This is a genomic window from Erythrobacter sp. SD-21 (assembly GCF_000181515.1).
Taxonomy (GTDB): domain Bacteria; phylum Pseudomonadota; class Alphaproteobacteria; order Sphingomonadales; family Sphingomonadaceae; genus Qipengyuania.
In genome coordinates this window covers 1-24387 of the sequence record NZ_ABCG01000005.1, presented here as the reverse complement: position 1 = coordinate 24387, position 24387 = coordinate 1, and the positions used below count along the sequence as shown (strand labels likewise).

The following is a 24387-nucleotide window of genomic DNA, read 5'->3' as shown; positions in this document are numbered from 1 at the left end:
CGGAGAGCGTCATGAGTTTGCCGCGTATCGCCATTGATGCGATGGGCGGGGATGAAGGCGTGCGCACCATGATCGAGGGCGCCGCGCTTGCGCGTCGGCGCCACGATCGATTCAAGTTCCTGCTTGTCGGCGACGAAACCCGCATCAAGGCGGCGCTCGAAGACCACCCGCACATGGCCGAAGCCAGCGAGATCCTCCATTGCGAGGATGTGGTCGCTGGCGACGAGAAGCCTTCGCGCGCCCTGCGTCGTGCCAAGACCACCAGCATGGGCCTCGCGGTCGATGCGGTGAAGCGCGGCGAGGCGGGCGCAGCCGTGTCCGCCGGCAACACCGGCGCGCTGATGGCGATGAGCAAGCTCGCGCTGCGCACCATGCCCGGGCTCGACCGGCCGGCGCTGGCCGCGCTGTTGCCGACGCTCGGCGACAACGACGTCATCATGCTTGACCTTGGCGCGAACCGCGAATGCGACGCGCGCAACCTCGTGCAGTTCGCGATTATGGGCGCGGCCTATTCGCGCATCGTCACCGGGCGCGAGCGTCCGCGCGTGCGCCTGCTGAACATCGGCACCGAGGAAACCAAGGGCACCGAGGACATCCAGGCCGCCGCCGACCGTCTGCGCGCCGCCGATGGCCTGGCGATGGACTTCGAAGGCTATGTCGAGGCCGACAAGATCAATCGCGGCGAATGCGATGTGGTCGTGTGCGACGGGTTCTCTGGCAATATCGCGCTAAAAGCGATTGAAGGCGCGGCGCGGTTCGTGACCGACCTGCTCAAGCGCGCCTTCTCCTCCTCGATCCGGTCCAAGGTTGGCTTCCTTGTGTCGCGTCCTGCGACCGAGCTGCTGAAGCACCATCTTGACCCGAACAATCACAACGGCGCCGTCTTCCTCGGCCTTAACGGTGTGGTGGTGAAAAGCCACGGCAGCGCCAACGCCAAGGGCGTGGCCAATGCAGTGGAAGTCGCCGCCCGCCTGCTGGAGGACGACATTACCAACCGGATCAAGGACGACCTCGGCGCGATCGACACCGAGAGCCTGGGCGCGAAATGATCCGCGCGGTCATCACCGGCAGCGGAAGCGCGCTACCCAAAGACTGCGTTACCAACGCCGACCTCGAAGCCCGCGTCGACACGAGCGACGAATGGATCGTCGAGCGTACCGGCATCCGCCAGCGCTATATCGCGGGCGAGGGCGAAACCACCTCGACGCTTGCGACCGAAGCCGCGCGCAAGGCGCTCGACGATGCGGGGGTGGATGCGAGCGAGATCGGCCTGATCATCCTTGCGACCGCGACGCCCGATCACACCTTCCCCGCCACCGCCACGCAGGTCCAACAGGCGCTCGGCTGCCGTGGCGGCGTGGCTTTCGATGTGGCCGCGGTCTGCTCGGGCTTCCTCTATGCGCTGGGCACGGCGGAATCGCTGCTGCGTACCGGCATGGCTAAGAAGGCGCTGGTGATCGGCGCGGAGACCTTCAGCCGTATCCTCGATTGGGAAGATCGCACCACCTGCGTCCTCTTCGGGGACGGGGCCGGCGCGGTCGTGCTCGAAGCGCAGGACGTAGCCGAAGACGGCCCTGGCATCCTTGCCACCAAGTTGCATGCCGATGGCGAGCACAAGGACCTCCTCTATGTCGACGGCGGGCCCTCGACCACGGGCGAGGTCGGCAAGTTGCGCATGAAGGGCCGCGAGGTCTTCCGCCATGCTGTCGTGAACCTTGCCGATGTGCTGGGCGAAGTGCTCGCGGATGCCTCCGTTACCGCGGCGGACATCGACTGGGTGGTCCCGCACCAGGCCAACGCCCGTATCCTCGACGCGACCGCTCGGAAGCTTGGGCTGCCGGCGGAAAAGGTCGTGGTGACGGTTGACCAGCACGCCAACACCTCGGCGGCCTCGGTTCCGCTCGCCTTCGACGTTGCGCGCAAGGATGGCCGGATCAAACCCGGCGACCTCGTCATGTTCGAGGCCATGGGCGGCGGTTTCACCTGGGGCGCATCGCTCGCGCGGATATAGCTTTTGTTGGAATTCTCGCGCCCGTCCATTGCGCGAATCGCGGCAAGCTGTTAAAAAGTCTCGGTTACTTGAAACAGGGTTCGCACTCCACTCAGGGTCGCCGCTGAGGGGAAGGATTATGGATATGATGCGCTCGGTGGGCACTCTGACCCGCGCAGACCTCGCAGAAACGATCAACCGCAAGATGGGCCTGAGCCGTGCGGAATCACTCGACCTCGTCGAGGAGATTCTCGGCAAGATGAGCGATGCGCTTGCCCGCGGCGAGAATGTCAAGATTTCCGGCTTCGGGAGCTTCGTGTTGCGCGACAAGAAAGAACGCGTCGGCCGCAACCCCAAGACGGGTGTCGAAGTGCCGATCACCCCGCGCCGCGTGATGACCTTCCGCGCCAGCCAACTGTTGAAAGAGCGTATCGCCAACAGCTACTGAAGCTGGTAGCGTCGCTCACCATGGCCGAGTTCGACGATCACAAGGAAGACGGCGCGCTGCGCACTATTGGCGAGATTGCCAAGGCAACCGGCATCAAGACGCATGTGCTGCGCTACTGGGAACAGCAATTCCCCCAGCTCAAGCCTCTGAAACGCAGCGGCGGTCGCCGCTACTACCGCGTCGAAGACGTAGCGCTGGTCGAACGGATCGATAGCCTGGTAAATCGCGAAGGGTACACGCTGAAAGGCGCCAAGGCCGCGCTGCGCGGCGTGCCCGACCAGCAGGCTGCGGCGCAGGAGATGGCAACGCCCGGCGCTCTCGACGCCAGCGTCGTCACCAGGCTCAAGGCTATCCGTGACGATCTGAGGGCCGCGCTAGCCTCCTGAGCTATCGCGTGCCGCTCAGTCGAAAGGAATGAGTGTCAGCTCGGTCTGGCGCCCGTCGAGATAACGCACGGTTTCGCCGTCGAAATAGGCGTCTTCCTCGGATCGGAAATCGACCCTCTGTCCGCCCCATTCGGGGACTTCGAAATAGTTGGTGAACTCAATCGACCAGGTCGTGCCTGCGCGGACTTCGTAGGTGCCGCGCGGGTCGCTATCCTGATTGTCCCAGAAGCCGATCGACGTCCCCGCTCCGTGGCCATGGAAGCCGATGGGGTGGCTGTAAATCGACGGGTCGAGCCCTTCTGCAAGCGCTGCGTCGCGGGCCCTCGCAAGGATTGCGTTGCCGCTGTCGCCCGCCCGGAACGAGGCGGTCAGGATGTCCCCGACCCTGTTGGTGCGCGCCAGCCCCTCGCGAAGCCCCGCCGGAGCCTCGGTCTCACCGGGCTTGAGCACATAGGCGAGGTGCTGCGTATCGGTGTTGAGGCGGAGGTAGGTCAGGCCGAAATCGGTCCACAGCAGGTCGCCCGGCTCGATGACGGTCTCGCCCGACAGCATGCCGTCGGTGCCCTGCCGTTGGATGCCGACCGACGGGTGGAACCATGGGGCGATTCCAAGCGATGCGAGCCTTTCTCGATACCACCATTGGACGTCTTGAGCCGTGGTTACGCCCGGAGTGATGACCTCGCGCGAAAAGGCTTCGGTAATCAGCGCATGGGCTATGCGGACGATGCCGGGATAGAGCGCCAGTTCGCGCGGCGTCCGGCTTTCGAGCCAGCGTACCGACAGATCCTCACCGCTGACGATGCGGTCCTCAAGCTCGTCGGGGAGCGCGGCGGTCATCGCGCGGTACTGGCTCAGCGTCATGCCGTCGCCGAAACGCGTGGCGTCCGAGTAGTTGATTGCAATCGTCGCCGGATCGCGCGCGGCGATGATGTCGGCGACGGCCTGCCACTGGTCGGGCTGCTCGGCGGGGTCCCAAGCAGGCTCGACAAGGCCCGCAAGCCCGTATCGGCTGACCGTAAGCCGCTCGATCGGCTGCCCGTCACCGGGATCGAAGAAGATCAGGATGGTCCGCCGCCGCGCATGAAAGCTCTCGGCGTCGAGCATGGTGGCGAGCACCGGCTCCTCGAAATACTCGCGCGACATCAGCAGCCACATATCGATGCCTGCCTCGCGCATGATCTTGGGGATGATCGTTTCGAGCCGTTCCGCAAGGATTTCGTCGACGATCTCGGCCCGTTCCTTGAGTAGGAGGATGGGAGGAAGCGCGGGAGTGGATTGCTCCGTATCCGACATCGAAATCGTTGGCGTGTGGGCGAATGCAGGCGCGGCAAGGGCGATCAGGCCCGCTACGGCTAGGGTCCGGATCATCCTGGTCGGTCTCCTATTCCGCCGCCAGCAATTCTTCCGCGCCGCCAAGGTCAACGCTGACGAGGCGGCTGACGCCGCGTTCGATCATGGTGACGCCGAACAGGCGGTGCATGCGGCTCATCGTTACGGCGTTGTGGGTAACGATGAGGTAGCGGGTGTCGGTTTCCTTCACCATCGCTTCGAGGAGGTCGCAGAAGCGGTCGATATTGGCGTCGTCCAGCGGCGCGTCGACCTCGTCCAGCACGCAGATCGGCGCGGGATTGGTGAGGAAGAGCGCGAAGATCAGCGCCGTGGCGGTCAGCGCCTGTTCGCCGCCCGACAGCAGGGTGAGCGACTGTAGTCGCTTGCCCGGCGGCTGGGCGAAAATCTCGAGGCCGGCTTCAAGCGGATCGTCGCTGTCGATAAGGGCGAGGTGGGCCTCGCCGCCTTCGAACAGGCGCGAGAACAGGCGCTTGAAGTGCTCGTTCACCTGCTCGAACGCTTCGCGCAGCCGTTCGCGTCCTTCGCGGTTGAGGTTGCCGATCGAACCGCGCAGCCGGTTGACCGCTTCGCGAAGCTCTTCCTGTTCGGCGGCGTTGGTGTCATGCTCGCTCTCGATCTTTTCGAGTTCGTCGGCGGCAACGAGGTTGACCGGACCGATCCGCTCGCGGCTGGCGGTGAGGCGGTCCATTTCCTCGCTCTCGGCCTCGGCGGATTTCACGCTGTCTTCGGCGAAGTCGAACTTGCCGGGCAGGAGCGGGGGAGGGGACTGGAAGCGTTCGCCCGAAAGGCGCGCCATTTCCACGCGGCGAGCGTCCTCGTTTTCGGCCCTTGCGGACAGGCCGGCGCGGCTTTCGCGCGCTTCGGCCAGCGCCTCGTTGGCGGCGCTGAAGTCGCGGTCGGCCCCTTGCGCGACCTCGTTCGCGGCGGCGAGCGCCTTTTCGGCTTCGTCGAGTTCTTTGCCCAAGCGCTCGCGCACCGTGTCGCCCTGTTCGATCTCGCGCATCAGGCCTTCAGGCTTGGCGGCGAAGATGGCGCGCTGTTCCTCGATTTCCTCGAACCGGCGGGCCATGTCCGAGAGGCGGCGCGCGGCCTCGCCAGAGCGGGCCTGCCAGTTGGCCATGTCGCTGCGCTGGGCGGCGGTGCGTTCGCGCGCGACGGCGAGCGACTGGTCGTGCGCGGCGAGTTCGGCGGCGCGGGCCTGCAGCGCGGCGCGGGCGGCCTCGTTCTTCGCGCGCGCGGCTTCCAAGGACACGCGGCCGGCGGCCGGATCGGGCAGGGCGGCGCGCTTGGCCTCGCTCGCGGCAAGGTCGGATTTGGCGGAAGCGAAGAGGTCCGCGTGGTCCTTCTCGACCTCGGCCAGTTCGGCAAGGCGGGCGGCGACGCGTTCGCGGGCGGCTTCGGCCTGGTCGAGCGCGCGCAGGGCGTGGCGTTCGGCCTCGCTGGCAGAGGAGAGCTCGCGTTCGGCTGCGACGAGGTCGCGTTGGAGCGTGGACAGCGCCTCGGCGGCCTGGGCCTGCGTCGCTTCGGCGCGTATCACGGCGGCTTCGAGATCGGGGACCAGCGCGTCGAGTTCGGCGAAGCGGTTCTCCGCTTCCAGCCGCGCCGCTTCCGCTGCGCCTTCCCCGCGCACGACGAGGCCGTCCCAGCGGCGCAGCTTGCCGTCCAGTGTGACGAGGTTCTCACCCGGCGCGAGGGCGCGGCCGTCGTCACTTTTCGCCACATGGACCAGCGCCAGCTTGGCGCGCAGTTCCTCGGGGCATTCGGCCACGTGGTCGGCAAGGCTGTCCGCAACCGGTTTGGGCGCGTCGGCCCCGGTCCAGTAGCGCCCGTCGCTGCCCTCGTCGGGCAGGCCGAGCAGCGCCTTGCCATCGCGGCCCAGCGCTGCGGCAACGGCGCGTTCGTAGCCCTTTTTCGCGCGCACACCGTCGATCGCTTGCTGGCGGCCCGAACGCTTGGCAGCGGCGCGTTCCCGCGCTTCGCGGTCGCGCTTGAGAGCGTCGTATTCGCGGGCGACACCGGAAAGTTCGGCCTTGGCGGCGGAGTAGGCGCTGGCGGCCTCGTCACGTTCGGACTGCAGGTCCGCCTTGCGCGCCTGCATCTCCTCGATCGCGGCGCGCTTCGCTTCGACTTCGGCGGCCGCGTCCTTCGCCGCGTCCTGCGCCTGCTCAACCGCCCCATCGAGGTCTTCGCTCGCAAGCGCGGCGCGCTGGTCGGCCATGCGGCGACCCTCGGCCTCGACCCGGTCGAGCCGCGCCCTGGCCTGCGCCACTTCCGCCTCGACCACGCGCCACTCGGCTTCCACCCCGGCGTTGTCCGCCGTCGCCTTGGCGAGAGCGAGTTCGGCCGTGCGGCTGGCGCGCTCGGCATCCTCGCTCTGCGCGACCAGGTTGGGACGGCGCTCCTCGTCGGCGGCCAGAGCCTTCTCGCTTGCGGCGAGTTCCTTTTCGAGCCGCGCCAGAGCCTCGGCCGCATCCTTGGTCATGCGGTCGGCATCGCCGCGATCTTCCTCGAGCCGGACCTTCTGGCGTTCGAGATCGGCGAGTCGCTGTTCGGCGGCTTCGAGCTGGCTGGTGAGCGCGGCCATGCGGTGGCCATGCGCGCTGGCATCGTCGCGGCGATCGGCCTGCTCCTCGCGCGCCTCGGCGAGCTTCTCTGCCGCCTCGCGCTGCGCTTTCTGCGCCGCGTCGGTGCCTTTCTGCGCCTCGGCCACCCGCGCATCGGCGGCGGCGGCGGCTTTCTTGGCCTCGTCCGCCGCAGCAGTGGCATCGCGCCAGCGGGCGAAGACGAGCCGCGCCTCGGCGGTCTTTATCTCGTCGGACAGCTTGCGATAGCGTTCGGCCTGCTTGGCCTGTCGCCTGAGCGAGGCGATCTGGCTGTCGAGCCCCGCCATCAGGTCTTCGAGCCGCTCTAGGTTCTTCTCGGTCGACCTCAGCTTGCTTTCGGCATCGCGGCGGCGGACGTGGAGGCCCGCGATCCCGGCGGCCTCTTCCAGCATCATGCGCCGTTCGACCGGTTTGGCGGCAATGACCTGAGCGATCTTGCCCTGACTCACCAGTGCGGGGCTGTGCGCCCCCGTGGCCGCGTCAGCGAAGGTGAGGGCCACGTCCTTGGCGCGGACATCCTTACCGTTGACGCGGTAGGCGGAGCCAGCGCCGCGTTCGATGCGGCGCACGACTTCCAGTTCGTCGCCATCATCGTCCTCGGCGGAAAGGACCACTTCGGCAAAATCGCGCGGCGGACGGCTGGCCGTGCCGGCGAAGATCACGTCTTCCATCCCGCCCGAGCGCATGGACTTGGGCGAGTTTTCGCCCATGACCCAGCGGATCGCTTCGAGTAGGTTGGACTTGCCGCATCCATTGGGGCCGACAACCCCTGTCAGCCCCGGTTCGATGCGCAAGGTGGAGGGCTCGACGAAGCTCTTGAAACCGCTCAGCCTGAGCTGTTTGATGAGCATCGCCTGTCGCCCCCCGTCCTAGGTCTTACCTCGCGCCGGCGCGCTGGAGGATGGGTTCGAGCGCCGTCCACTGGTTGGCTTCGACACGCTGGCCATTGAGGAAGAAGGTCGGCGTGCCGGTAACGCCGTCGGCGCTGGCCTGCTCGCTCGATTTTTGGGCCATGGCGGTGATCGCCTGCCCATCGGCGAGGCATGTGCGCGCCTGGTCGGCGGAGATACCGCGCGCGGCGAAGAAGTCGACTAGGCCGGCGGCTTCGGCAATGCGCACGAACCGCTCGTTCTCGGGCGCGTTCATGGCCGCCTCATAGGCTCCGGCGTTGGACTGCAGCGCGTCGCCGAATTCGGGAAGCGAGGCCCAAGCCTGGTCGGCCAGCGCGTGGAAGCTCGCAGGCGAACCGCAGCGGGCCAGCGTCGAGATCGTCACGTCCAGCGGATCGCGCAACAGCGGGCGGATTTCGTAACTCACACGGCCGCTTGCGACATATTCTTCCTGCAGCGGGGCGGAGCCGGTCTCCGCAAACATGGCGCAGGCGCCGCAAGTGTGGCTGGCATATTCCACTAGCTTGAGCGGGGCGTCCGGATTGCCGATCACGAAGCCGCCTTCCTCGGTGCCGCTGGCAGTTTCGAGCCAGCTGCTGCCATCGGGTGCGGCGATTTCGGCGATCTGTTCGCCTTCGAGATCCCCGGCGGTTCCTTCTTCGGCGCCGCCATTGCAGGCGGCCAGCGCCAGCGCGATGGGGGCTGCGAGAGCGAAACGAATGCTGCGGTTCATGCAAAATCCTCTGAAATGAGCCCGAAAGGCTATGGCAAGGTCCGTCCTAGGTGAAGGAGGGGGAGGCCTGTGTCCACAGGGCTGTCCCCCACAAAATGGCCGTTTTCGCCCTGAAACGCGTCAGTATAGACGGTCGAGGATCGGCTGGAGGCTCTGCCAGTCGTGCGCCTGCAGCTTCTTGCCGCCCATCAGGAAGGTCGGCGTGCCCTGCAGGGCGAAAGTCTCGATGTCCGCCTGGCTCTGCTCGGCAATGGCGCGGGCCTCGGCCTCGTCGGTCAGGCACTGGTCGAGCTTTGTGCGCGAATAGCCGCGCGCTTCCATGATTTCGTAGAAATCGAGATCGCTCGCGATCGCCTGCGCGCGGCTGGCGAAGCTGCCGAATTTCCAGCGCGCCATCTGCGCTTGCGTCATCGACCGCGCCTTTGCCATCCATTCGGGATGCTTGAGGATCAGCGCCTCGTGATTGGCCGGGAATTTCGCCGGTTCTCCGCATTGCGCGGCCAGTGCAGCCGTGAGGTCGATCGGGTCGCGGATAAGGTGGCGGATCTCGTAGGAGATCTTGCCGGTGGGCACGTAGAGGAGCTTGATCGCGCCTTCTCCGGTGCGCGCGAATTCGGCGCAGTGCGAGCAGGTGTAGCTCATGTACTCGACCAGCTTGCCCTCGGCATCGGGATTGCCGATCAGGTGGCCACCCTTGGTCTCGGTGACCATTCCGCCCCAATTGCCCTTCTTCTCCAAGCCGGGGAGGAGCGGCTTGTCCTGTGCGGTTGCGCCGACGGCCAGCGCGGCGGCGGCGGCAAACATGATGGGCCTGGTCAAGCGGGCAAGTCGCGACACGTCAATCGTTCCTGTCTTCACTATCCGAACCGAAGCTGCGCGCGAGCGATTCGAGCACGGTGCGCAGTTCGGGATCTCCGATATCGCGCAGACTGTCGCCCAGTTCCATCGGAATCGGCTTGAGCGACGGCGGCGCTTTCGCCTTGTTCCTGTCCTCCGGCGGCTTAACCGCACCTTGCCGGAGCTTGATCCGCGCCACCGCCTTGTAACCGAAGAAGCGGTTCACCCGGTCGATGATCTCGGGCAGCACTTGCTGGATGAGCGGGGCATGGGCGGGTTTGACGACGAGTTCGAGGATGCCTTCCGACTTTTCCCCTGGCGGAAAACGGATCATTTCCGGCATGCAGACGCGCGCGTGCGTCTCGCCCACGATTTCGGGCCAGCGGCTGAGGATCGAGCTTTGCACGAATCCGAAGCGGCGGAAGGCCGGGCGGCCGATCTGCGGCATGAGGTCGCTGATCGCCTTTGCGGCGCCCCCACGCGGGCGTTCGTAAGGCTTGGGGGATTTTTTGCGGCCTACGGCTGCGCTGCTTGAGGCCGGGTCCTTGCCCCTGCCACTCTTCTTCGATTTCGGCTTGTCGCTTCCCATTGCGGGCACGCTCATGCCATAGGCGGGGCGTGGCCGCCATAGTTTCCGACAAATTGCTCGACTGGTACGATGCTCATGCGCGCGACCTGCCGTGGCGGGCGCGTCCGGGCGAGCCGGCGCCCGATCCCTATCGCGTGTGGCTGTCCGAGGTCATGCTCCAGCAGACCACCGTCGCGGCGGTGAAACCCTATTTCGCGGCCTTCACCTTGCGCTGGGCTACGGTGGAAGCGCTGGCCGCCGCGCCGGAAGAAGACGTCATGGCCGCCTGGGCGGGGCTGGGCTATTATTCGCGCGCCCGCAACCTCGTGAAGGCGGCGCGGGCGGTGGCCGATCTGGGAGCCTTTCCCGATACCGAGGAAGAACTGCGCAAACTGCCGGGGCTGGGCGCTTATACCGCTGCGGCGGTGGCGGCGATCGCTTTCGGGCGGCGCGCGGTGGTGGTGGATGCCAATGTCGAGCGGGTGGTGGCGCGGCTATTCGCGCTGAAGGAGCCGCTGCCCGGCGTGCGCAAGGCGATCCGAGCTGCGACCGATACGATCACGCCGGATAACCGCGCGGGCGACTTCGCGCAGGCGATGATGGATCTGGGCTCTTCGATCTGCACTGCGCGCGATCCGAAGTGCCTGCTCTGCCCGCTGGAGCGCGATTGCCGCGGCCGGGCGGAGAGCGATCCTGCCCTATTGCCCGTCAGGGCGCCCAAGAAAGCCAAGCCGGTCCGGCAGGGATGCGCGTGGTGGATCGAGCGCGAGGGCGCGGTGTGGCTGGTCCGGCGCGAGGGCACGGAGATGCTCGGCGGCATGCGCGCGCTGCCCGATGATGGCTGGTCGGCGAAGGGTGACGGCACAGGCGTTCCGACGGTCGAAGGCGACTGGGAGTCGCTGGGAATGGTGCGCCACACCTTCTCGCATTTCGCGCTCGAACTCTCGGTGCACAGGAGCGCGGCTCCCGAACAGCCGCAAGGCGCAGGCGAATGGTGGCCGCTCGACCGGCTGGAGGAGGCGGGCCTGCCGACGCTGTTCGCGAAAGCGGCCCGGCTGGCGCTGGCTGGTTAGATAACCCCGCCGCCGAGGCTCAGGCGGATAACGGCGATCAGCAGCACGACGAGGTTGAAGTTGCGCCCCGAATTGCTCGACGAGAGCTGGCCGACGATGACGCCGATCACGATCAGTGGCAGCGCGATCCAGTTGGCCCAGCCCAGCAAGGGGATGGTGGCGGGGATCACGATGACCAGCGAGATGATCCCGAAGAGGAAAGAGAGAAGGTTCAGCATGTGTCCTATATGGGTAAGGCACCCCATACTTGCAAGTCCTATCGCCTTTCGCAATTGACCGTTCAATTTCAAATCCGCATCAATCGCCCGAACGCATCACACTCCAAGAGGATCGCCCATGGCCTATCGTGAATTCGACGCTCCCCAGTACTCGCGCCGCTCGCTGCTGAGAGGCGGGGCATGGCTGACCGCCGGGGCGGTGCTATCCGCGATGCCGATGGGCCGCGAGGTCTTGGCGCAGGGAACGCCGGTCGGCTGGACCAATGTCGGCGCGATGGTCGATAAATATGTCGGCGAGCGCAAGGTCGCCAACATGGTCGCGGCGCTCGGTTGGGGCGACAAGAAGCCGGTCTATGTCGCGCGCGGCAACCTTGCCCTTGGCGGGACGGTCCGTGCCGGTGCGGACAGCCTTTATCGCATCTATTCGATGACCAAGCCGGTCACCGGCATGGCTGCGATGCAGCTGATCGAGGACGGCAAGATGGGTCTCGACCAGCCGATCGCCGAGCATCTTCCTTTGTTCGGCAAGATGATGGTGCAAAAGACCTATGACGGCTCCGTCACCGATCTGGTCCCCGCAGAGCGCCCGATCACCGTGCGCCACCTGCTCACCCACACGGCCGGTCTTGGCTATTCCATCGTCCAGAAGGGCCCAATCCGCGACCAGTATGTGAAATACGGCGTGGTGCCGGGACAGGTCAGCCGCCTGCCGATCCCGGGTCTGGGCCGCGAAGAAGCGATCCGCGGGCTCGACAAGTTCGCCAACAACCTGTCGCAGCTGCCACTCGTCCTCCAGCCCGGCACCAAGTGGAGCTATTCGGTCGGTCTCGACCTGCTTGGCCGGGTGATCGAAGTCGCCAGCGGGATGAAGTTCGACGAGTATTTGCACGCCGCGATCTTCGAGCCGGCGGGCATGAACAGCACCTATTTCCGCGTGCCGGAAAGCGAAGTGGGCCGCTTCACTACCAATTACGGCATCCTCAACGGTACCCCGCTGCCGATGGATCCGGCGGCATCCTCGGTCTATCTCGACGATCCGGCCTTCCCCTTCGGCGGGGCAGGCCTCGTCTCGAGTGCGCATGATTACGACCGCTTCCTCAAGATGCTGCTGGGCTACGGCATGATCGACGGCAAGCGCGTGCTGGCGGAGAACGCCGTGCGCGTCGGCACGTCGAACCTGCTGCCCGAAACGGCCACGACCAAGGGCACCTGGGTCGAAGGCCAGGGCTTCGGCGCGGGCGGCCGCGTGCAGGACGGCGCCTATGGCTGGGGCGGGGCGGCCGGGACGGTCGGCTTCGTCAGCTACAAGGCGGGCCTTCGCGCCACGCTGATGACGCAGTACATGCCGTCCGAAGCCTATCCGATCCACGAAGGCTTCCCGCGCGCCGTGCTCGCCGATCTTGCCGCCATGCAGGGAGCCTAGAGCCATCTCCCTTTCCTTTACCGGATCGAAGATCGACCGCGCCGATCACGTCCGCGCGGACCCGGAGCGGCTTGCGGGCTACATGAACTGGAAGGCGCGGCTCCTCCGCCTCGACGGGCTGATGCCCGCGCTGGACGATCGCGGGCGGCTCGCCTGGGGCACGCTGGCCGATGCGCCGGAGGAAGCCGAGCTGGTCTTTCTCGGTTTCGACCGCACCGATGGCGGGGAAAAGGCATGCTTCGCCGCCGTCCCCCCGCGCGGCGATGCCACTCCGCGATTGTCCAATCCGCAGCTGTGGTCGCTCATGGTGACGCTCGCGCCCGACGACCTTGCGCTTTACGGCGGGGCGCGCAGCATCGTGGACTGGCACGCGCGGCACCGCTTCTGCGCGCAATGCGGGGGCGACACGAAGCTCGCCAAGGGTGGCTGGCAGCGCGACTGCACCTCCTGCGGCGCGAACCATTTCCCGCGCACCGACCCGGTCGCGATCACGCTGGTCGAACATGACGGCAAGCTCATGCTCGGGCGGGGCAAGGGGTGGCCGGAAGGCCGCTTCTCCGCGCTCGCCGGTTTCGTGGAGCCGGGCGAAAGCATCGAGGAAGGCGTCGCGCGCGAGGTGTTCGAGGAAAGCGGCGTGCGCATCCGCGACGTGAGCTATGTCGCCAGCCAGCCCTGGCCCTTCCCGAGCCAGCTGATGATCGGCTGCCACGCCTATGCCGACGACGAGGAGGTGACGATGGACGAAACCGAAATGGCCGAAATCCTGTGGTTCACGCGCGACGAGATCGAGGCGGCCTTCGCTGGCGCCCCTTCCGCGCCCTTTCACAAGCCGGTGGAGCAGGCCATTGCCACCCACCTCATGCGCTGGTGGCTCGCGCGATGACCCGCACGCTCACCATCGACATCTGGTCCGACGTCATGTGCCCCTGGTGCCTCGTCGGCTGGGGCAATCTGGGCCAGGCGCTGGATCAGCTGGAAGGCGAAATCGCCGCAGATATCCGCTGGCACGCCTTCGAACTCAATCCGGATATGCCGGAAGAGGGCGAGGAGCGCACCGCGCATATCGCGCGCAAATACGGCCGCACGATAGAGCAATCGAAAGAGGTGCAGGACCAAATGCGCCAAGCGGCCGAGGCGGCGGGTGTATCTCTCGATTACGAGGGGCCCGAGCCTGCGCCCGAGGCGATGATGTGGAACACCTTTGACGCGCACAAGCTGCTGACCTGGGCGCTGGAGGAACACGGGGCCGAGGCGCAGACGCGGCTCAAGCTCGCGCTGTTCGAGGCGCACTTCAACCAGCGCCGCCGGATCGGGGAACGCGACGTGTTGCTCGCCGTGGCGGAGGAAGTTGGGCTCGATCGCGAAGCCGCCGCCAAGGCGCTCGACAGCGAGGACCTCGCCCGCAAGACCCGCGTCGAAGAACGCGCGGCGATGGAAATGAACATTACCGGCGTGCCAGCCATAATCGTGGAAGGCCGCTTCATGATCCCCGGCGCGCAGCCGCCCGAGGCCTATGTGAACGCGCTGAGACGGGTAACGGAAAGAAGCTCTCCCCGTGCGTGACCCGTTCGCCAGATCGCAATTCGCACGCTCCTCCAAATATCCGGACAGATTGATTAGACTATCCGCCGAATGCTCGTAAGAAGGTTTTTCAGGACCTGCTAGGCGTTGCGAACGTTTGCAACGAGAACCTGACGCATCGTGTTTTTCGGGAAGGGGCTTGATGGACAAAGGCGACGATAACAAGCGCGGCCTCAGATCGTCTGACCAGGCCCACCGTCCGATCTATCCGAACCAGAGTACGAGAATGAGTTTCGAAGGAGCGAGCGGGCTCCTGTTCGAGCAAGCCATGGCTCAGACACGGATGGCGGTGTGTCTTACCGACCCTCACCAGCAAGACGACCCGATCGTGTTTTGCAACGAAGCCTTCGAACAACTAACGGGCTACCGCAGAGAAGATATTCTGGGGCGCAATTGTCGCTTCCTGCAAGGTCCGGACACCGACCAGCGCCAAATCGCCAAGATCCGTGAGGCGATAGCGGCAGAGGAAGTCGTGGTGGTCGAACTCCTCAATTATCGCAAGGACGGATCCACCTTCTATAATACCCTTCATCTCGGGCCGATCTATGATGCCGAAGGGCGGCTTACCTACTTCTTCGGAAGCCAGTGGGATGTCACCGACATTCACCAATCCCGCGCGGAAGAGCGACACGCGAAAGCACTCGCTCGTGAAATTTCGCACAGGATGAAAAATGTATTCGCGGTCATCGGGGGTATCGTGAATATCACGGGACGTTCGATGAATGCGAAAGACGTTTCTCGTAAAATCAACGAACGAGTGCAGGCTTTGGGCCGTTCATACGAGCCAACCCTGGATGATGCCGCGCTGGGTACGATACAAGTCGGCCAGGCTATCCGCTCCGTTCTGGAACCTTACGATCCGGAGGGCGACCGGATAATATTCAAGGGAAATGGTGTGCGCACTGAACCGAACGCGATTTCGGCAATCGGCTTGGCGCTCCACGAGCTGGCCACAAATGCCACAAAATACGGGGCATTGTCCAATAAGACGGGGAAGATCGAAGTCGCCTGGGCCCACCAGAAGGACAAGCTTGATCGCAATTCTCTCGAAATTACATGGGTCGAATCCGGCGGCCCGGCTATCCTCGGTGAACCCGATTCGAATGGTACGGGTTTTGAAATCGCCGACACGCTGCTTTCCCATTCGCGGGGAACCCTTGACCGGTCGTGGAATGCGGACGGTTTGCGTGCGTTGATCACCGTTCCCATTGCAAACCGTTAGGTCGATCCTTGAAAAGAATACTCGTTCTGGAAGATGAGCCGCTCATCGCGATGGATCTTAAACTTGCGATCGAAGACTCCGGACACGAAGGAGTCACCGTCGTGACCAATGCCGAAGCGCAGAACGTTATCGACGAAGATGGAATTGCCGGTGCAATCCTCGATGTCAGCCTCGGAGGGGGAGAGACCTGTCGCCAGACAGCAGATCGGCTTTGGGAACGGGGTATACCGTTCATCCTGCATACCGGGGACTTGAACCGAGTGGGTGAATACCTGCGCGAGATCGATGCGCCGGTTATCGCGAAACCCCGACCGGCCGATGACGTAGTCGCTGCCCTCCTGCAACTAGTTGCATGACCGCCTCCAACCGGTGTCGGGACAATGCAATACGCCGTTTCTTAACGGAACTTGCAGCAGATGCGATAATGAATAAAATAGCAGCATGGACTATGAAAAGCGCGAACTTGACCATGAGCTTAAAAATGCAGAGCAACAGAAGCTTGCATTGAAGGGGCTGGTGAAACGGGCGGCGGATGAAATCGATGATCTCGCCGATGCCAACTGCTCGGAAGAAGCTGTGGAGAGTGCGAAAGCTCAGGCAAAGCGTCTGCGAGAGGCCACCAAATCGATCTCATCCGGCGATTGACGCCGACCGGTCGTTGTTTCTTGATTTCCACCACAATCGCCAAGGCAACCGCAGGGTCCAACGAAAGCAAATGACCCGCCGGCAAGGGCGGGTCATATTCAATCAGGTAGTGATTATGCTTTAGCTAGATCGCTCGTTTTGAATTGCCTGACGGGTCTTCTCCCCTTTCTTGGCATCCTGCGCCGGATTATCCGAGCCGACTTCCGGCTCGCGGTTATCGGGATCGAAGGCGCGGTTCAGTTCACCACGACTGCCGACCCGGCGGTTCACCTCGCCGCCCGAGGCGCTCTGCTGCGAAGGGGTGTCATACTCGGTCATCTTGTCGATGAGGTCATTGTCAGGGTGCATTGACTGGCGTTCAGGCATGAGAATTTCTCCTTTGCCTAGTCAACGGGTCGGACGCAGCCACCGTTCCGGATTTCATCGCACTTAGGGACCGCTTCGGAGAGGATGTCAGATCAGGCCCAGGCGCTCGAGCTTCCCGGCCAGCTTGCCGGGCAGGACGTCGCCGATATCCTCGCCCTCCTCGAGATCGCGCGGGGGTTCTCCTTTGAGGTAGCGCCAGCCCTGGTGGGCGCGCTTGGGGCGGGGGTGGACGCGGACCAGCTCGGGCTTCAGGTCGATCGACCAGCGGCCGGTCGCAGTCTCGCTGAAGCCGAGGATTTCGCTGCGGGCGACAATGCTGTGCTGGTGGATCCAGTAGAGCGAACCGCCGATGCACTGCTCCCACTTGGTGGGGCGATAGCGGGTGGTGAGGTTGGGGCTGCGCCGCTGCGCGTACCAGCTCTCGATATCGGCAAAGCTCTGCGCGCCGAAGGCGATCTTGGTCAGGTGAAGCGGCATGGGATGGAGATAGCCATTCCCTGCACAATCTCAACCGAGCGCAAACGTCTTTCCTACATTGCGCCGCCTGTTGCAGGCCGTGGGAATGCTCGCCCGCTCCCGCTCGCATTTCCTGCAATTCCGCCACTTCGCAGCCGCAAACCGTCCCCGGAGCCTTTTCTCCCAGGACCGTGCTCCATGTGTTCCAGCCTGTAGGAGCCTAGCCGACGATCCCGCTCGCCACGGCCAGGCCGAGGAAGGCGAAGAAGCCCATCGAATCGGTGATCATGGTGACGAAGACGCTGGAGGCCACCGCCGGATCCTGGTCCAATCGGTCGAAGGCCACGGGCACGAGCACCCCGGCAAGGCCTGCGGTGATGACGTTGACGACCATGGCAACGGCGATGACCATGCCCAGCATGGGGGTGAAGATGACCGCGGTGGCAAGACCAATCAGTATGGCGATGGTCACGCCGTTGAGCACGGCGACCCGCAGCTCGCGCATCAGGATGCGGCCCGTGTTCGAGCGGGTGAGCTGGTTCATCGCGATGGCGCGCACGGTCACCGCCATGGTCTGCGTGCCTGCGTTGCCGCCGATGCTGGCGACGATGGGCATCAGCACGGCAAGCGCGACAAGTTGCTCGATCGCGGCCCCGAAGGCGGCGATGATGAGGCTGGCGACCAGCGCGGTGCCGAGGTTCGCCACCAGCCAGCGCACGCGGCTGGAATAGGCCTCGCGGATCGGCTCGTTGATGTCGCCTTCGCCCGCGCCCGACATCAGCAAGGCGTCCTCGCCCGCTTCCTCGGCGATGATGTGGACGATGTCGTCGACCGTCATCTGGCCGACCAGCCGCCCGTCCTCGTCGATCACGGCGGCGCTGATGAGGTTGTACTTCTGGAACATCAGCCCGACCTCTTCCTGGTCGAGCGTGGCCGGGATCAGCGTCTGGTCACGCTTCATCACATCGCCCAGCTGCACCTCGCGCGGGGTGCGCAGGATCCACGAAAGCTGACAGGTGCCGACCGGATGCATGCGCTGGTCGATCACGAAGACCTCGAAGAAGTCCTCCGGCAAATCGCGCCCGTCGCGCAGGAAATCGATGAGGTCGCCCACCGAGATGTGCTCGGGCACGGCCACGAAATCGCGGCTCATCAGGCGGCCCGCGGTCTCCTCCGGATAGGAAAGCGCGGTCTGGATCGCGATCCGGTCTTCGGGTTCGAGTTCGGCGAGGATTGCCTTCTGGTCGTCCTCGTCCAGGTCTTCGATCAGCTGGACGGCGTCGTCGGTTTCGAGCTGTTCCGCGATCTGCGCCACCGCATCGGCGGGCAGCGCCTCCATCATCTCTTCGCGCACGTAGTCGTTGAGTTCGGCAACGACTTCCGAGGTCATCAGGTCGGTGATCTCGGTGGCGAGGCGGTGACGGTCTTCACGCTCGAACAGTTCGAGCAAGTCGGCCACGTCGGCGGGGTGGAGCGGTTCGACAAGGTCGTAAAGCTCGCCGCTTGCGCCCGCTTCCAGCGCATCCTCGACCGAGCGGACGAACTCGCGCTTGAGCGTGTTCTCCTCATCCATGCGCTCGTCGTCGATGCGGTCGTCCGGACGCGCGCCTTCCTCGGGCGTATCCGCCACGGCCAGTTCTTCGTCTTCGAGGCGCGTCTCTTCGACCATTGGGTGAGGGGCTTAGGCAGGCGCACATGAAAAGCAAGCGGAGGGTGACTTATGCCCCGCAATCCCTATGTAGGCGCCAACCGAATTACAGGAGACAATACCAATGGCCGACAAGCTGACCTTCACCCTCGACACCGGAGATGGCGAGAACAAGGACGTGGTGATCAAGCTGCGCCCCGATCTGGCACCCGGCCATGTCGAGCGCATTACCGAACTCGTCGGCGAAGGCTTTTACGACGGCGTGGTCTTCCACCGCGTGATCCCCGGCTTCATGGCGCAGGGCGGCGATCCGACCGGCACCGGCATGGGCGGCAGCGACAAGCCCGACCTCAAGGCCGAATTCAACAGCGAACCGCACACCCGCGGCACCTGCTCGATGGCCCGCACCCAGGTGCCCGACAGCGCCAACAGCCAGTTCTTCATCTGCTTCGACGATGCCGAATTCCTCGACGGCCAGTACACCGTCTGGGGCCAGGTCGAGAGCGGCATGGAACACATCGACGCGCTGCCCAAGGGCGAGCCGCCGCAGAACCCGGGCAAGATCGTGAAGGCGACGGTTGGGTAATGCCTGACAAACGTCGCCGCGCACCTGCCGAGAAAAAGGCGCTGTCCTACGCAAAGGACAGGCGCGGCGACTATTGTGGCAACAACGAAAAGCTGGCGAGGAAGTCAGTTCCAAAGAGTAAAGCTGGAAGCAAGCGTGCCGATCGCCGGAAGGCTTCGGAGAATCTCGCCAAGTATGAAACACTCGATAAAGGCGAAGCTGAGCTTGTCGAAAATGAGATCGTGAACGATGTCAATCGAGCGAAGCGTTTCAAGAAAGGCCCGGGTGTGCCGCTCGGTGAAGCCGTGAAGGGTTCTATGGAAGCCCGTGTGAGCCGGGTTAATCGGAAACAAAGATAAAGAAAACGGCAGGAAGCTATCGCGAACGCCGATACGATTGAAGACTTCGTGCGCGCACTTCAGGCTGACCATGACTGATTGGCGAGACATTGAACCTCTAGAGACAAACCGCTAAAGCGCCCACTCCCATGAAACCGACCAATTCCCCCAAGACCTACAGGGTCAAGAGCTTCGGCTGCCAGATGAACGTCTATGACGGCGAGCGGATGGCCGAGATGCTGGGCGAGCAGGGCATCGTGCCCGCGCCCGAGGGCGAGGAAGCCGACCTCGTCGTGCTCAACACCTGCCACATCCGCGAGAAGGCGGCGGAGAAGGTCTATTCGGACATCGGCCGCCTGGCCAAGGCCGGCCGCAAGGCGGGCAAGGAGCCGCTGATCGCGGTCGCGGGCTGTGTCGCGCAGGCCGAGGGCGAGGAGATCATGAAGCGCTCTCCGGCGGTCAGCATGGTCGTCGGTCCGCAGGCCTATCACCGCCTGCCCGAAATGCTCGACAAGGCAGTGAAGGGCGAACGGGCGACCGACACCGATATGCCGGCCATCGCCAAGTTCGCCGCGCTGCCCGAACGCCGCCGCACCAATCCGGCGAGCTTCCTCACCGTGCAGGAAGGCTGCGACAAGTTCTGCACCTACTGCGTGGTGCCCTATACCCGCGGCGCGGAAATCAGCCGTCCCTATGCGGATCTCGTGACCGAAGCGAAGAAGCTGGTCGACGCGGGTGCGAAGGAAATCACGCTGCTGGGCCAGAACGTCAGCGCGTGGTCGGGCGAGGACGAGAAGGGTCATCGCGTCGGCCTTGCTGGTCTGATCCGCGACCTTGCGAAGGTCGATGGCCTCGCACGCATTCGCTACACCACCAGCCACCCCGCCGACATGGACGACGACCTGATCGCCGCGCATGGCGAGATCGACAAGCTGATGCCCTTCCTCCACCTACCGGTGCAGGCGGGCAGCGACCGTGTGCTCAAGGCCATGAATCGCAGCCACACGGCGGAAAGCTATCTCAAGCTGCTCGACCGGTTCCGTGCTGCGCGGCCCGACCTCGCTCTGTCGGGGGATTTCATCGTCGGCTTCCCCGGCGAAACCGATGCCGAGTTCGAGGAAACCCTCGCGCTGGTCGACGAGGTCAGATACGCGCAGGCGTTCAGCTTCAAGTACAGCCCGCGCCCTGGCACGCCCGCCGCGACAATGGACGGGCAGGTGTCGAAAGAGGTCATGGACGAACGCCTCCAGCGCCTTCAGGCCGCGCTCAACCGCGACCAGCTGGCCTTCAACGAGGCGAGCGTCGGCAAAACATGCGAAGTCCTCGTCGAGCGCAAGGGCAAGCACGCCGGGCAATGGCTTGGCAAGTCGCCTTGGCTGCAGAGCGTGTGGTTCGAGGGCGAGGCGCGGATTGGCGATCTCGTGCAGGCCGAACTGGTCGAGGCCGGACCCAATTCGCTTGCAGGCCGCTTGCGCGAACCGGCGCGGTCAGCCGCCTGAGCCGTCGTCCGCGGCGAGCTCGGTGAAGTCCGGTTGCTTGGCGATCAGCACGGTTCCGGTCACGCCGGTGACCTCCGCCGGCTGGACCGTGGGGTTCGAGGGATAGCCCTCGCCATCGAACCTGAGGAGAGCGTCGCCCGCCTCGCCGCCGCCGCCCGAAATGGCGACGGTAATGTCCTTCCAGCCGTTGCTGCTGGTGTCCATCACGGTCACAGGCGTGCGCGAAACATTGATATCGGCCACCTTGCGCCACATCGGGCCCGCCGCCGTCAGGACGAGGGTGGGGCAGCCGCCGGTGCCGCAGAAATAGGAGCCGACCAGGTGCACGATGGCTTCGTCCGCGCCGTCACCATCCAGATCGCTCCACGCCAGCGCATAGCGCATGGGCAGGCCATCGGGATATTCCTGCATCAGGAAGTGGCGAATGTCGTCTTCCGGAGCGGGGGAAGGGGCGGCCTGCGTATCCGCGGCAACCGTGTCTTCGGCAGGCGGTTCGGATTCCTCTGCCGGCGAACAGGCTGCAAGCGAAACGAGCGAGGCGGCAAGAACGAGCGGACGGAACATGCTGATCTCCCGGGGCTTCGAGTCGGTGGCAGAGTGTGGTCGCGGGCCGTCCGGATGACAAGCCGGTTACTTTCCACCGCCATCACCCGGCCCCCTTCTTGCACGATACGCGTTGAAGAGTAACCTTCCGACTCGATAGCTAATGCGAAAGGAGCAGATGGCTCGCAAACCCGCCAAGAGGCAGCCCGGACAGGCCGAACCGGCCTTGACCAAACCGCCCGCACCCCAGCGCGGGGTTCGCCGCGCACAGGTCGATGTGAACTTCGAGAACCAGAGCCTCCTTGGCGCGCTGTTCGGACAGTTCGATGCCAATCTGGTGCAGATCGAAAACCGGCTGGGCGTGTTCATCTCCGCCCGCGGAAACGCAATCCACATCGAAGGGCCAGAAGACAGCGTGGCGCGCGCCCGCGATGTGCTCAACGAAATGTACGACCGCCTCGCGATGGGGCAGGATCTCGATGCAGGAGCGATCGAATCGCTGATCGCCATGTCGAACGAGCCGACGCTCGACGGCATTATGGACGGCAAGCCGGAAGGCCCGCCGATCATGATCCGCACACGGCGCAAGACCATCGTGCCGCGCAGCGCCATGCAGGCGACCTATATGCGCAGCCTTGTGCGCGACGACATCATCTTCGCGCTCGGCCCGGCGGGTACGGGCAAGACTTACCTCGCGGTGGCACAGGCGGTCGCGCAGCTCATCAACGGCAGCGTCCAGCGCCTTATCCTTTCGCGTCCTGCGGTCGAAGCGGGCGAAAAGCTAGGCTTCCTGCCCGGCGACATGAAAGACAAGGTCGATCCCTATCTGCGGCCGCTCTACGATGCGCTCTACGACTGCATGCCACCCGAACAGGTGGAACGGCGGCTGGCGAGCGGAGAGATCGAGATCGCGCCGATCGCCTTCATGCGCGGCCGCACTCTGGCCGATGCCTTCGTCATCCTCGATGAAGCGCAGAACACCACGCGTGAGCAGATGAAGATGTTCCTCACCCGCTTCGGCCAGAACAGCCGCATGGTCGTGTGCGGCGACCCGCGCCAGGTCGACATCCCGGGCGGTGACGGCATGAGCGGCCTCGCCGATGCCGTGGCAAAACTGGAGGGCGTCGAAGGCTTCGGCACGATCCGCTTCACTGCCGCCGATGTCGTGCGCCACCCGATCGTCGGTCGCATCGTGGAGGCCTATGAGGGGCCATCTGCCTAGAGCCCCGTCATTGGAGCCGCAGGCGACGCGGCAATTCAGAGTTAGCCCTGTGCCGCTCTGGATTGCTTCGCTACGCTCGCAATGACGGATCAAATAATGGACCTCGATATCGAAATCGATGGATGGCCGGACGCCGAGGACTGGGAGGTCATCTCGCAAAAGGCCTATGAGGCAATCGCGCAGGTCGAGTTTGCGCTTGCTCATCCGCGCCTGACGACCAGCTTGCTCTTCACGTCCGAAGAGCAGGTACACGAACTCAACAAGGAATGGCGCGGCAAGGACAAGCCGACCAACGTACTTTCATTCCCCATGCTCGAGCGAGTGGACCTGATTGCGCTGGAGGCGGACGGACCGCCCGAAATGCTCGGCGATATCGCGCTCGCCTTCGAGACCTGCCAACGCGAAGCGGACGAGAAGGGCGTGAGCGTTCGGGACCATACTGCGCACCTCCTCATTCACGGTTTCTTGCATCTCGCAGGCCATGACCATGTCGATTCCGACGAGCAGGCCGCGGCGATGGAAAAACTAGAGATCGAAGCGCTTGCAAAACTGGGTATTGCGGACCCATATGGGGACCGCTGAAATTTAGGAGTTTACGACCCGGCCCATGGCCAATTCCTCACCCCCCGCCGGAGACGCGGAGAGTAGCAGCGGGCTTTGGCCCGCCATCAAGAAACTGTTCGACGCCGAGGGTGGCGAGCGGAGCCTGCGTGCCCAGCTTGAAGAAGCCATCGACGAGCACGAGGGCGAGAACGGCTCCGAAGATACCGAGGATACCGGAAAGGGCGATCTTTCGGGCGTCGAACGGCAGATGCTGCGCAATTTGCTGCATTTCAGCGAGCACGATGCCGACGATGTCGCCGTGCCTCGCGGAGAGATTATCGCCGTCAACGCCGAGGCTAGCTGGGTCGAAGTAGTCGCAACCTTCTCCGAGCACGGCCATTCGCGCATGCCGGTCTATCGCGGCCAGCTCGACGATGTGATCGGTATGATCCACATCAAGGACATCTTCCCCTTCCTCGCCGAGAAGAAGGCGCCGCCGACGGACTGGACCACGCTGATGCGCCAGCCGCTCTACGTTCCGCAGACCCGCAACGCGCTGGACGTGCTGGCCGATATGCGTTCGCAGCGCATGCATCTCGCCATCGTGCTGGACGAGTTTTCCGGCACGGACGGGATCATCACCATCGAGGACCTGGTCGAAGAAATCGTCGGCGAAATCGAGGACGAGCACGACGACGCGCCCGAAATCTGGATCGCCTCTATCGGCGAGGGCATGTGGGATTGCGACGCGCGCGCCGAACTCGACGATGTGGCCGAGAAGATCGATCCACGCCTCGCAGAGGTCGAAGAATCGGTCGATACGCTGGGCGGCCTTGCCTTCGTGCTGGCCGAACAGGTGCCGCCGGTGGGCAAGGTGCTTGAGCATCCCAGCGGCTGGCGGATCGAGGTCACCGATGGCGATGAGACGCATGTGACCCGCCTGCGCCTCCATGCTCCGGAAGAGGTCGGCGCAGAACCCTAATGATTTCGTGACAGTTGCACGAAACCGCACATTCTCCCTCGACACCCTGCGCACAGGTGCATAACACACCGCCATGGCCACCCGCCGCCTTCCTCCCTTGCGCGCCCTCGAGGCCTTCGTGCGCACCGTCCGTCTGGGCTCTGCGCGGGCCGCGGCCGATGAATTGGGTCTAAGCCCCTCGGCGCTGTCCCGACGTATCGGCAATCTCGAAGATTTCGTGGGCAAGAAGCTCTTCACTCGCGCACGGCAATCGATGCA

The 24387-nt window shown here is 64.5% G+C and carries 28 protein-coding genes; 18 read left to right on the top strand and 10 right to left on the bottom strand.

Annotated elements, in window-relative coordinates:
- Window positions 1-11 precede the first annotated feature (11 nt).
- The 4 genes from plsX (at window position 12) to ED21_RS09355 (ending at window position 2824) form a co-directional block, all read left to right on the top strand.
- The gene (plsX, locus tag ED21_RS09370; RefSeq protein ID WP_006833638.1) at window positions 12-1049 is read left to right on the top strand and encodes a phosphate acyltransferase PlsX; all 1038 of its coding nucleotides are present in this window, start codon (window positions 12-14) and stop codon (window positions 1047-1049) included.
- A complete protein-coding gene (locus ED21_RS09365) occupies window positions 1046-2011 on the top strand; it encodes a beta-ketoacyl-ACP synthase III (protein ID WP_006833637.1) in 966 nt (321 codons plus the stop codon). Before plsX ends, ED21_RS09365 begins: the two co-directional genes overlap by 4 nt.
- A 124-nt stretch (window positions 2012-2135) precedes the next feature.
- Window positions 2136-2438: an integration host factor subunit alpha gene (locus ED21_RS09360; RefSeq protein WP_198005845.1), complete on the top strand. Its 303-nt coding sequence runs from the start codon at window positions 2136-2138 to the stop codon at window positions 2436-2438.
- 20 nt (window positions 2439-2458) lie between these two features.
- Complete coding sequence (locus tag ED21_RS09355) at window positions 2459-2824, top strand: MerR family transcriptional regulator (RefSeq protein ID WP_006833635.1); 366 nt, start codon at window positions 2459-2461, stop codon at window positions 2822-2824.
- Window positions 2825-2839: 15 nt separating this feature from the next.
- Here ED21_RS09355 and ED21_RS09350 read toward each other — a convergent pair whose 3' ends face one another.
- The 5 genes from ED21_RS09350 to ED21_RS09330 all read right to left on the bottom strand — a co-directional run bounded on the left by ED21_RS09350 (window position 2840) and on the right by ED21_RS09330 (window position 9841).
- Window positions 2840-4192 carry a M24 family metallopeptidase gene (locus ED21_RS09350; RefSeq protein ID WP_006833634.1) on the bottom strand — a complete coding sequence of 451 codons (1353 nt, stop codon included), beginning with the start codon at window positions 4190-4192 and terminating at the stop codon, window positions 2840-2842.
- A gap of 13 nt (window positions 4193-4205) precedes the next feature.
- The gene (locus ED21_RS09345) at window positions 4206-7628 is read right to left on the bottom strand and encodes a chromosome segregation SMC family protein (RefSeq protein WP_006833633.1); all 3423 of its coding nucleotides are present in this window, start codon (window positions 7626-7628) and stop codon (window positions 4206-4208) included.
- Window positions 7629-7653: 25 nt separating this feature from the next.
- Window positions 7654-8400, bottom strand: coding sequence for a thioredoxin domain-containing protein (locus ED21_RS09340; RefSeq protein WP_006833632.1), 747 nt, complete (start codon window positions 8398-8400; stop codon window positions 7654-7656).
- Window positions 8401-8520: 120 nt separating this feature from the next.
- Complete coding sequence (locus ED21_RS09335) at window positions 8521-9219, bottom strand: thioredoxin domain-containing protein (RefSeq protein WP_034922159.1); 699 nt, start codon at window positions 9217-9219, stop codon at window positions 8521-8523.
- 19 nt (window positions 9220-9238) lie between these two features.
- A complete protein-coding gene (locus ED21_RS09330; RefSeq protein ID WP_006833630.1) occupies window positions 9239-9841 on the bottom strand; it encodes a DUF721 domain-containing protein in 603 nt (200 codons plus the stop codon).
- Window positions 9842-9855: 14 nt separating this feature from the next.
- Between ED21_RS09330 and ED21_RS09325 the strand changes: the two genes are divergently transcribed.
- Window positions 9856-10878: an A/G-specific adenine glycosylase gene (locus ED21_RS09325; protein ID WP_006833629.1), complete on the top strand. Its 1023-nt coding sequence runs from the start codon at window positions 9856-9858 to the stop codon at window positions 10876-10878.
- Here the strand turns inward: ED21_RS09325 and ED21_RS09320 are convergent.
- Complete coding sequence (locus ED21_RS09320; protein WP_006833628.1) at window positions 10875-11096, bottom strand: hypothetical protein; 222 nt, start codon at window positions 11094-11096, stop codon at window positions 10875-10877. The genes ED21_RS09325 and ED21_RS09320 overlap by 4 nt on opposite strands.
- Before the next feature lie 118 nt (window positions 11097-11214).
- On the opposite strand from ED21_RS09320, the gene ED21_RS09315 reads away from it, so the two are divergent.
- The 6 genes from ED21_RS09315 (at window position 11215) to ED21_RS09290 (ending at window position 15967) form a co-directional block, all read left to right on the top strand.
- Entirely contained in the window at window positions 11215-12519 is a 1305-nt protein-coding gene (locus ED21_RS09315) for a serine hydrolase (RefSeq protein WP_006833627.1), read from the top strand.
- An 82-nt stretch (window positions 12520-12601) separates the two neighbouring features.
- Window positions 12602-13402 (top strand): NAD(+) diphosphatase, encoded by an 801-nt coding sequence (nudC, locus tag ED21_RS09310; RefSeq protein WP_006833626.1) that lies wholly within the window; start codon window positions 12602-12604, stop codon window positions 13400-13402.
- Complete coding sequence (locus tag ED21_RS09305) at window positions 13399-14082, top strand: DsbA family oxidoreductase (protein WP_006833625.1); 684 nt, start codon at window positions 13399-13401, stop codon at window positions 14080-14082. Before nudC ends, ED21_RS09305 begins: the two co-directional genes overlap by 4 nt.
- 160 nt (window positions 14083-14242) lie before the next feature.
- Window positions 14243-15322 (top strand): PAS domain-containing protein, encoded by a 1080-nt coding sequence (locus ED21_RS09300; protein WP_006833624.1) that lies wholly within the window; start codon window positions 14243-14245, stop codon window positions 15320-15322.
- Window positions 15323-15330: 8 nt separating this feature from the next.
- Entirely contained in the window at window positions 15331-15678 is a 348-nt protein-coding gene (locus ED21_RS15415; RefSeq protein ID WP_156787426.1) for a response regulator, read from the top strand.
- Between the two features lie 85 nt (window positions 15679-15763).
- Window positions 15764-15967 (top strand): hypothetical protein, encoded by a 204-nt coding sequence (locus ED21_RS09290; RefSeq protein WP_006833622.1) that lies wholly within the window; start codon window positions 15764-15766, stop codon window positions 15965-15967.
- A gap of 120 nt (window positions 15968-16087) precedes the next feature.
- Here ED21_RS09290 and ED21_RS09285 read toward each other — a convergent pair whose 3' ends face one another.
- From ED21_RS09285 to mgtE, 3 genes are all read right to left on the bottom strand, one after another.
- Complete coding sequence (locus ED21_RS09285) at window positions 16088-16333, bottom strand: hypothetical protein (RefSeq protein WP_034922155.1); 246 nt, start codon at window positions 16331-16333, stop codon at window positions 16088-16090.
- Between the two features lie 87 nt (window positions 16334-16420).
- On the bottom strand, window positions 16421-16810 hold the full coding sequence (locus ED21_RS09280) for a DUF1489 family protein (RefSeq protein ID WP_006833620.1): 390 nt from the start codon (window positions 16808-16810) through the stop codon (window positions 16421-16423).
- 199 nt (window positions 16811-17009) lie between these two features.
- Window positions 17010-18458 carry a magnesium transporter gene (gene mgtE / locus ED21_RS09275; protein WP_006833619.1) on the bottom strand — a complete coding sequence of 483 codons (1449 nt, stop codon included), beginning with the start codon at window positions 18456-18458 and terminating at the stop codon, window positions 17010-17012.
- 103 nt (window positions 18459-18561) lie between these two features.
- Between mgtE and ED21_RS09270 the strand changes: the two genes are divergently transcribed.
- From ED21_RS09270 to miaB, 3 genes are all read left to right on the top strand, one after another.
- Window positions 18562-19023 carry a peptidylprolyl isomerase gene (locus ED21_RS09270; protein ID WP_006833618.1) on the top strand — a complete coding sequence of 154 codons (462 nt, stop codon included), beginning with the start codon at window positions 18562-18564 and terminating at the stop codon, window positions 19021-19023.
- Window positions 19023-19361 (top strand): hypothetical protein, encoded by a 339-nt coding sequence (locus ED21_RS15410; RefSeq protein ID WP_156787425.1) that lies wholly within the window; start codon window positions 19023-19025, stop codon window positions 19359-19361. Before ED21_RS09270 ends, ED21_RS15410 begins: the two co-directional genes overlap by 1 nt.
- A gap of 128 nt (window positions 19362-19489) precedes the next feature.
- A complete protein-coding gene (miaB, locus tag ED21_RS09260) occupies window positions 19490-20839 on the top strand; it encodes a tRNA (N6-isopentenyl adenosine(37)-C2)-methylthiotransferase MiaB (protein WP_006833616.1) in 1350 nt (449 codons plus the stop codon).
- Here miaB and ED21_RS09255 read toward each other — a convergent pair.
- Window positions 20828-21403, bottom strand: coding sequence for a hypothetical protein (locus ED21_RS09255; RefSeq protein ID WP_006833615.1), 576 nt, complete (start codon window positions 21401-21403; stop codon window positions 20828-20830). The genes miaB and ED21_RS09255 overlap by 12 nt on opposite strands.
- Window positions 21404-21560: 157 nt before the next feature.
- On the opposite strand from ED21_RS09255, the gene ED21_RS09250 reads away from it, so the two are divergent.
- The 4 genes from ED21_RS09250 to ED21_RS09235 all read left to right on the top strand — a co-directional run.
- Window positions 21561-22604, top strand: a complete 1044-nt coding sequence (locus ED21_RS09250; RefSeq protein WP_034922207.1) for a PhoH family protein — start codon at window positions 21561-21563, stop codon at window positions 22602-22604.
- Window positions 22605-22700: 96 nt separating this feature from the next.
- Window positions 22701-23186: an rRNA maturation RNase YbeY gene (ybeY, locus tag ED21_RS09245; protein WP_006833613.1), complete on the top strand. Its 486-nt coding sequence runs from the start codon at window positions 22701-22703 to the stop codon at window positions 23184-23186.
- A 25-nt stretch (window positions 23187-23211) separates the two neighbouring features.
- Window positions 23212-24129, top strand: a complete 918-nt coding sequence (locus ED21_RS09240) for a hemolysin family protein (protein WP_006833612.1) — start codon at window positions 23212-23214, stop codon at window positions 24127-24129.
- 73 nt (window positions 24130-24202) lie between these two features.
- A partial coding sequence (locus ED21_RS09235) for a LysR family transcriptional regulator (protein WP_006833611.1) occupies window positions 24203-24387 on the top strand: 185 nt, incomplete at its 3' end.

Coding starts and splice junctions, on each gene's coding strand:
- plsX (WP_006833638.1), top strand. CDS start 12: ATGAGTTTGCCGCGTATCGCCATTGATGCGATGGGCGGGGATGAAGGC.
- ED21_RS09365 (WP_006833637.1), top strand. CDS start 1,046: ATGATCCGCGCGGTCATCACCGGCAGCGGAAGCGCGCTACCCAAAGAC.
- ED21_RS09360 (WP_198005845.1), top strand. CDS start 2,136: ATGATGCGCTCGGTGGGCACTCTGACCCGCGCAGACCTCGCAGAAACG.
- ED21_RS09355 (WP_006833635.1), top strand. CDS start 2,459: ATGGCCGAGTTCGACGATCACAAGGAAGACGGCGCGCTGCGCACTATT.
- ED21_RS09350 (WP_006833634.1), bottom strand. CDS start 4,192: ATGATCCGGACCCTAGCCGTAGCGGGCCTGATCGCCCTTGCCGCGCCT.
- ED21_RS09345 (WP_006833633.1), bottom strand. CDS start 7,628: ATGCTCATCAAACAGCTCAGGCTGAGCGGTTTCAAGAGCTTCGTCGAG.
- ED21_RS09340 (WP_006833632.1), bottom strand. CDS start 8,400: ATGAACCGCAGCATTCGTTTCGCTCTCGCAGCCCCCATCGCGCTGGCG.
- ED21_RS09330 (WP_006833630.1), bottom strand. CDS start 9,841: ATGAGCGTGCCCGCAATGGGAAGCGACAAGCCGAAATCGAAGAAGAGT.
- ED21_RS09320 (WP_006833628.1), bottom strand. CDS start 11,096: ATGCTGAACCTTCTCTCTTTCCTCTTCGGGATCATCTCGCTGGTCATC.
- ED21_RS09315 (WP_006833627.1), top strand. CDS start 11,215: ATGGCCTATCGTGAATTCGACGCTCCCCAGTACTCGCGCCGCTCGCTG.
- nudC (WP_006833626.1), top strand. CDS start 12,602: ATGAACTGGAAGGCGCGGCTCCTCCGCCTCGACGGGCTGATGCCCGCG.
- ED21_RS09305 (WP_006833625.1), top strand. CDS start 13,399: ATGACCCGCACGCTCACCATCGACATCTGGTCCGACGTCATGTGCCCC.
- ED21_RS09300 (WP_006833624.1), top strand. CDS start 14,243: ATGGACAAAGGCGACGATAACAAGCGCGGCCTCAGATCGTCTGACCAG.
- ED21_RS09290 (WP_006833622.1), top strand. CDS start 15,764: ATGGACTATGAAAAGCGCGAACTTGACCATGAGCTTAAAAATGCAGAG.
- ED21_RS09285 (WP_034922155.1), bottom strand. CDS start 16,333: ATGCCTGAACGCCAGTCAATGCACCCTGACAATGACCTCATCGACAAG.
- ED21_RS09280 (WP_006833620.1), bottom strand. CDS start 16,810: ATGCCGCTTCACCTGACCAAGATCGCCTTCGGCGCGCAGAGCTTTGCC.
- mgtE (WP_006833619.1), bottom strand. CDS start 18,458: ATGGTCGAAGAGACGCGCCTCGAAGACGAAGAACTGGCCGTGGCGGAT.
- ED21_RS09270 (WP_006833618.1), top strand. CDS start 18,562: ATGGCCGACAAGCTGACCTTCACCCTCGACACCGGAGATGGCGAGAAC.
- ED21_RS15410 (WP_156787425.1), top strand. CDS start 19,023: ATGCCTGACAAACGTCGCCGCGCACCTGCCGAGAAAAAGGCGCTGTCC.
- miaB (WP_006833616.1), top strand. CDS start 19,490: ATGAAACCGACCAATTCCCCCAAGACCTACAGGGTCAAGAGCTTCGGC.
- ED21_RS09255 (WP_006833615.1), bottom strand. CDS start 21,403: ATGTTCCGTCCGCTCGTTCTTGCCGCCTCGCTCGTTTCGCTTGCAGCC.
- ED21_RS09250 (WP_034922207.1), top strand. CDS start 21,561: ATGGCTCGCAAACCCGCCAAGAGGCAGCCCGGACAGGCCGAACCGGCC.
- ybeY (WP_006833613.1), top strand. CDS start 22,701: ATGGACCTCGATATCGAAATCGATGGATGGCCGGACGCCGAGGACTGG.
- ED21_RS09240 (WP_006833612.1), top strand. CDS start 23,212: ATGGCCAATTCCTCACCCCCCGCCGGAGACGCGGAGAGTAGCAGCGGG.